This window comes from Acetobacter oeni, assembly GCF_011516825.1.
Taxonomy (GTDB): Bacteria; Pseudomonadota; Alphaproteobacteria; order Acetobacterales; family Acetobacteraceae; genus Acetobacter; species Acetobacter oeni.
Genome location: NZ_WOTA01000002.1, coordinates 246,106 through 252,105, shown reverse-complemented (window position 1 = coordinate 252,105; position 6,000 = coordinate 246,106). Strand labels below are relative to the sequence as shown.

Below are 6,000 nucleotides of genomic sequence, written 5' to 3'. Positions count from 1 at the left end.
TCACGAAGGATGTCGAGACAACAATCTCGTCATCCTGCGCATGGTTGATGATTGCCCATATCCGCAGAGTTCTGCGAAAAATCAATCAAACCGCTTTCTGATTCAGGCTCTGAGCGATTTTTCCTTACTGCCGGTGATTTTCCTGGCCTCCTGGCTGTCCGTGACCCCACAATCCTGACTCTGGGGATGAGTGCCTCGCATGGCAAGAGGCAAGGGTGGTCAGAGTCAGTCCGGCGGGCTATGGATCCGGGCAAAACCCGGCGTGCGAACCCTCACGCCTCTCTCCGGATCAGGGATTTCGCACATGCGTCCTTCAGGTCGCGCTCATGATGCCATGCGCGCCGTCAGTATAGAAACCGGCTTTGCCCGCCACGCCGAAGGATCGGCCCTGATCCGGATCGGCGGCACGGAAGTCCTCTGCGTCGCCAGCGTGGAACAGCGGGTGCCTCCGTTTCTGAAAGGCAAGGGAACGGGCTGGATCACAGCGGAATACGGCATGCTGCCCCGCGCCACCCACAACCGGGGCAGCCGCGAGGCCGCGAAGGGAAAACAGTCGGGCCGCACCCAGGAAATCCAGCGGCTTATCGGACGATCCCTGCGCGCGGTGACGGACCTGAAAGCCCTCGGCGAAATGAGCATCACGCTTGATTGTGACGTCCTCAATGCGGATGGCGGCACGCGCTGCGCATCTGTCACCGGCGCATGGGTCGCATTGCGGCTCGCACTCGGAAAATTACACCACGGGCGTGTGCTGAAAACCATTCCCCTGACTGGACAGGTCGCCGCCGTCTCATGCGGGCTGACGGCGAACGGCGCTGTGCTCGATCTCGATTATGCCGAGGACAGCGCAGCCTCGGCCGACACGAATTTCATTCTGACCGCCAATGGCGGAATCGTCGAGATCCAGGGAACAGCGGAAGAAAAACCCTTCTCCGAAAACGAATTTTTCACATTGCTCGGTCTGGCAAAACACGGCGTCCAGAAACTGTTCACAGCCCAGAACGAAGCCATCGGCACGACGGAGGCAGCATGAGCACAGCATTACCCCTCGCCAGGGACTCCCGGCTTGTTCTCGCCAGCCACAATAAAGGCAAACTGGCCGAATTTTCCACGCTGCTGAACGGCTACGGCATCACGGTCATCTCCGCCGGAGAACTCGGCCTGCCGGAACCTGACGAAACAGCCACAACATTTTCCGGCAACGCGGAACTCAAGGCGCTCGCGGCGGCAAAAGCGGCAAACCTGCCGGCACTGTCGGATGATTCCGGCCTGTGCGTCGCGGCGCTGGACGGCGCGCCAGGGATTTACTCCGCCCGCTGGGCCGGGCCGGAGAAGGATTTCGCGGACGCAATGCAGCGGATCGAAACCGGAATCGGATCAGGCAGCCGGGACGCCTGGTTCATCTGCGTCTTATGCCTCGCCTTTCCGGACGGCACCGCCCACTGCTTCGAAGGCCGGATCGACGGCACCATCGCTCCGACACCCCGCGGCAATGAAGGGCACGGCTATGACCCGGTCTTCATCCCTGCTGGCGAAACGAGGACCTTTGCCGAAATGTCCGATGCGGAAAAGAACCGGATCAGCCACCGCGCACGCGCCTTCGAGACCTTCCGCGCCGCCTGCCTGAACTGAGCGAATTTTCGCCATGAGAGAAACCAGCCTGAAGAACTCAGGCTGGTCGTAAACTTCCGGGACTTACCATCCGCCGGAACGAACCCGTCAGGCCCATCCCCCACCGGATACCAGAATAATAAAACCCCCGACTCGGTTCGCTTTAAACTGCTGATGACCTGATTTTTCCACAGATCAACACCGGTACCCGCTCTGCTGGAGAGCAAACGCCCCGGAAAAATCAGCCACCCAACGCAATCGGCCCGGATTCATCCGCCGGCATCAGAAAACTGTTGCACAGAATCATGCAACGCATGCTATCTGTCATTGCAAGGTTCCTGCCTTGAACCAGCACAGGAGGTGTCCGCGTGGCGGAGCCAAATCTCGTCCAGTTCAGAAAAGGCGTGCTCGAACTGTGCGTTCTCGCACTTCTCGAACACGCCGATGCCTATGGATACGAAATCGCAAACCGCCTGGCGGACGCAATCGATATGGGAGAAGGCACGATCTATCCGCTGATGCGACGGATGCAGAAGGAAAAGGTCGTGGTCACATATCTCGTGGAATCCCCGTCCGGTCCTCCGAGAAAATATTATCGCCTCACCGAAGAAGGGCGGCAGAATCTCTCACGCCAGAAAGCCGCCTGGACCGGATTTACCCGCGCCGTAAACGCCGTGCTGGATGCCGGCCAGGATGGAACATCATGAACGAAAAAGAGGACTTCATGCGCCGCCTCGCCACAGGGCTGCGCGGCATGCCGGCAGATACGGTCAGCGATATTCTTCAGGATTATGAAGGACATTTCGATGAGGGGCGCAAAGCCGGACGCAGCGATGCCGATATCGCCAGACATCTCGGCGACCCGGCCCGCCTGGCCCGGGAACTCCGCGCGGAAGCCGGGATCCGCCGCTGGGAGGATGAACGCAGCATGGCGGCTGCCCTTGGCGCCATCCTTGGCCTGCTCGGACTGGTCGCCCTCGACGTGCTGATCGTGGCGCCCGTACTGATTATCGTTCTGGTGATCGTCTTCTGTCTCGCGCTGATCGCCCTCTGCACCGATCTCATCGGCCTGATCGGACTGCCCCTGGCCCTTCTGAACATCCTGCCTTTGTCGGATGGCACCTGGCTGCAAAATGTCCTTCTCAGCCTTGGAACTCTCGGCGCAGGCATATCGGGAAGCGCCTTCTGCGCCCTGTTCCTGATCGGACTGACCAACCTGATTTCACGCTATGCCAGAGCCCATTTTCGTCTGATTTCCCCCGGTTCACCCCTGTCTGGCGGAGTATCATCATGATTCGCGGACTTGTTATCGCCGCTGCGGGCGGCGCTGTTCTTTCAATCGGCTGCTTTTCCGTCATGCACGCCCTCGGCCCCGTCTCCGTGACCAGCCATTTCGATTTCTCCGACGCGGACGACAGGCGGGATCGTTCCCCCCGAGTGACACGCGATCTGCCCTGGAACGGCGGAAGCCGGATCGAAATCTCATTACCCGCAGAGGTCATTTACACACAGGGACCAGCCGCAAGAATTACTGCGGAGGGGCCACAGGACCGCATCAGCACGATCACTCTCTCGAACAATATCATCAGCGACGATAAACATCCCTGGCGATGGCGTTCCCGTCATCACAACGGGATCGTGCTGCACATTACAGCGCCGGCGCTCAGCGACCTGACCATCAGTTCAGCCGCCTCCGCGCAGCTGAACAATATCGCACTCCCTGAACTGAAACTCTCCGTCAGCGGCGCCGCCAGCATCGACGGCAGCGGCCACGCGGACAAGGTCACTCTCTCATCGGCAGGAGCCAGCAGTATGAATCTTTCCGCTATGGCCATAAAAGATGCGGATATCAGCATTGCCGGAGCGGGATCGGTCAAAGCCGGCCCGACAGACCGGGCCAGTATTTCGATCTCCGGCGTCGGATCCGTCACACTGACCCGCACCCCGCATACGCTGGAAAAGCATATTACGGGTCTCGGCTCCGTATCCGTGTCCCCGGAACGTAGCGACGAAACCAGCAAAGATACGGATGACGACGGTGTTTCGTTCTGAAAAGCGCAGATCCGGCAGACACTCTGCCGGATCTGCGCACCACTCTCCCCCCGCCGCAATCAGGCCGGAAGGGCCTCCGGCTCCGTACGAGCCCGCTTGACCAGCAGCTTGTTCAGAGCATGAACATACGCACGCACGGCGGAAACGACCGTGTCCGCATCCGCCCCCTGCCCGTCAACCAGTTTTCCGTCCTCTTCCAGACGAACCGTCGTGCGGGCCTGCGCATCGGTTCCCTCGGTCACGGCTCCAACTGAATAAAGCGCCAGACGGGCCGTATGAGGGCAGGCGCTCCGGATCGCGTTAAACGCGGCATCGACCGGCCCGTTGCCCGTCGCCGTCGCTTCCACCAGCTCACCGTCGAGCTCCAGTTCAAGCGTGGCTTCAGCCGGGCGACGAGAGCCGGCGCAGACATCAAGCGACAGAAAACGGATACGCTGGTGATCGCGCACTTCATCGTCAACCAGCGCAACAATGTCGTCGTCGTAAACCACCTTCTTCCGGTCCGCGAGATCCTTGAAGCGCGCAAAAGCATCGTTCAGCTGATTGTCACCGAGCGTATACCCCAGCGCCGCCAGCTTGTCGCGGAACGCGGCACGACCGGAATGTTTGCCCAGAACCAGAGAAGATTTCGACCAGCCCACACTCTCCGGCGTCATAATCTCATACGTCGCGGCATTTTTCAGCACGCCATCCTGATGAATACCGCTCTCATGAGCGAAGGCATTGCGACCGACAATCGCCTTGTTCGGCTGCACGTCAAAACCCGTCGTCGTGGAGAGCATCCGTGACAGTTTCAGCAGTTTTTCAGTCTGGATCCGGTTGGTGAACGGATACTGGTCATGCCGCGTGCGCAGCACCATGATGATCTCTTCGAGCGCCGCATTACCGGCACGCTCGCCAATGCCGTTGATCGTGCATTCGATCTGACGCGCGCCCCCACGCAGCGAGGCAAGCGTGTTCGCAACACCGAGACCCAGATCATTATGATTATGCGCGGAAAAAATAACGCTGTCAGCGCCGGGCACCCGGTTCTTCAGCATGGAGAAAATACGCTCCATGTCCTCCGGCGTCGCATACCCGACCGTATCGGGAATGTTGATCGTCGTCGCACCCGCCGCAATCGCCGCCTCGACACAGCGACACAGAAAATCAGGCTCAGTCCGGGAGCCATCCTCAGCGGACCATTCAACATCATCCGTCAGATTACGGGCTGCTTTATTGCCGGTCGTGATAATATCCAGAACCGTTTCCGGCTCCATCCGCAGCTTATATTTCATGTGCAGCGGAGACGTCGAAATAAAGTGATGAATCCGGCCACGTTCGGCATGCGCAATCGCCTGCCCGGCCACCGTAATATCGTTTTTACCACCCGAACGGGCCAGCGCACAGACAACCGAACCCCGAACAACGCGGGCAATCTCCGCGACAGATTCGAAATCACCTTTAGAAGCCACCGGAAAACCAGCTTCGATCACATCTGCGCCAAGATCCGCCAGGGCTTCCGCCATACGCAGCTTCTCTTCAAGATTCATCGAAAAGCCAGGAGACTGCTCTCCGTCGCGCAGCGTTGTATCGAAAATAAAGACCCGGTCGTCAGTAATGCGCCCGAAGGAAGGATGGTCGAAGGTCGTCATAGAAGCCTCAAATCTCTGTCTGTGCGGACGCTGACAGCCCGCTCCCTGATTCCGGCCATGGCTGGCACGAAAAACATTTTACCACTGTCCCCTAAGCGTGCCGACATCGCGCCGGACTGCTCGCTCAGGGGCGGATAAGTCGAAGGGAAAGCTGCGATAGAAGAGGCAGAGACAGGCCGCGCATCATCGGCGCGCAAAAGCGCGGCATCGACTCAGAAAGGGCGCGACCATCAGTCATAAGACAATTATTAAGCGGGTTACGACGCAAATGCAACCACTGTCAGAATGATCTGAACACTCAGACCACGATCAGCCAGCCGCTCCGGACAGAGAGCCTGAACTCCCCGCCCGGAACGGGCAAAAATGACAAACAGATCAGACGAGGCCCTGCACCCATGCCTTAAGCTGGCTCTTGGGCATCGCACCGATCTTCGTTTCCACGGGCTTGCCATCCTTGAAAAGGATCAGTGTCGGAATGCCACGAACACCAAAGCTGGTCGGCGTCTGCGGATTCTCGTCGATATTCACTTTGGCCACCTTGAGCTTGCCCTTAAACTCCGCGCCAATCTCTTCGAGCGCCGGAGCGATCATCTTGCACGGGCCGCACCACTCCGCCCAGAAATCGACCAGAACCGGCTCAGCGGATTTGAGAACATCAGTGTCAAAGGTGGTGTCGCTGACGGCAACAGTGTTTTCACTCATG

The 6,000-nt window shown here is 59.1% G+C and carries 7 protein-coding genes and 1 pseudogene; 6 read left to right on the top strand and 2 right to left on the bottom strand.

What is annotated here, in order from left to right:
• From GOB90_RS02445 to GOB90_RS02420, 6 genes and pseudogenes are all read left to right on the top strand, one after another.
• Positions 1 to 101: pseudogene (locus tag GOB90_RS02445) on the top strand (IS5/IS1182 family transposase); the annotation flags it as partial.
• A gap of 203 nt (positions 102 to 304) precedes the next feature.
• The gene (gene rph, locus GOB90_RS02440) at positions 305 to 1,033 is read left to right on the top strand and encodes a ribonuclease PH (protein WP_146889312.1); all 729 of its coding nucleotides are present in this window, start codon (positions 305 to 307) and stop codon (positions 1,031 to 1,033) included.
• Positions 1,030 to 1,632 carry an RdgB/HAM1 family non-canonical purine NTP pyrophosphatase gene (gene rdgB, locus GOB90_RS02435; RefSeq protein ID WP_146889246.1) on the top strand — a complete coding sequence of 201 codons (603 nt, stop codon included), beginning with the start codon at positions 1,030 to 1,032 and terminating at the stop codon, positions 1,630 to 1,632. The genes rph and rdgB overlap by 4 nt, the downstream gene beginning before the upstream one ends.
• A gap of 347 nt (positions 1,633 to 1,979) precedes the next feature.
• Complete coding sequence (locus GOB90_RS02430) at positions 1,980 to 2,318, top strand: PadR family transcriptional regulator (protein ID WP_146889249.1); 339 nt, start codon at positions 1,980 to 1,982, stop codon at positions 2,316 to 2,318.
• Positions 2,315 to 2,905, top strand: coding sequence for a DUF1700 domain-containing protein (locus tag GOB90_RS02425; RefSeq protein WP_146889253.1), 591 nt, complete (start codon positions 2,315 to 2,317; stop codon positions 2,903 to 2,905). Before GOB90_RS02430 ends, GOB90_RS02425 begins: the two co-directional genes overlap by 4 nt.
• Positions 2,902 to 3,663, top strand: a complete 762-nt coding sequence (locus GOB90_RS02420) for a GIN domain-containing protein (RefSeq protein ID WP_146889256.1) — start codon at positions 2,902 to 2,904, stop codon at positions 3,661 to 3,663. The genes GOB90_RS02425 and GOB90_RS02420 overlap by 4 nt, the downstream gene beginning before the upstream one ends.
• Positions 3,664 to 3,722: 59 nt before the next feature.
• Here the strand turns inward: GOB90_RS02420 and GOB90_RS02415 are convergent, their stop codons facing one another.
• Positions 3,723 to 5,297, bottom strand: a complete 1,575-nt coding sequence (locus GOB90_RS02415; protein ID WP_146889259.1) for a 2-isopropylmalate synthase — start codon at positions 5,295 to 5,297, stop codon at positions 3,723 to 3,725.
• A 375-nt stretch (positions 5,298 to 5,672) separates the two neighbouring features.
• The gene (gene trxA, locus GOB90_RS02410) at positions 5,673 to 5,999 is read right to left on the bottom strand and encodes a thioredoxin TrxA (RefSeq protein ID WP_146889262.1); all 327 of its coding nucleotides are present in this window, start codon (positions 5,997 to 5,999) and stop codon (positions 5,673 to 5,675) included.
• Position 6,000: the final 1 nt, after the last annotated feature.

Coding starts and splice junctions, on each gene's coding strand:
- rph (WP_146889312.1), top strand. CDS start 305: ATGCGTCCTTCAGGTCGCGCTCATGATGCCATGCGCGCCGTCAGTATA.
- rdgB (WP_146889246.1), top strand. CDS start 1,030: ATGAGCACAGCATTACCCCTCGCCAGGGACTCCCGGCTTGTTCTCGCC.
- GOB90_RS02425 (WP_146889253.1), top strand. CDS start 2,315: ATGAACGAAAAAGAGGACTTCATGCGCCGCCTCGCCACAGGGCTGCGC.
- GOB90_RS02420 (WP_146889256.1), top strand. CDS start 2,902: ATGATTCGCGGACTTGTTATCGCCGCTGCGGGCGGCGCTGTTCTTTCA.
- GOB90_RS02415 (WP_146889259.1), bottom strand. CDS start 5,297: ATGACGACCTTCGACCATCCTTCCTTCGGGCGCATTACTGACGACCGG.
- trxA (WP_146889262.1), bottom strand. CDS start 5,999: ATGAGTGAAAACACTGTTGCCGTCAGCGACACCACCTTTGACACTGAT.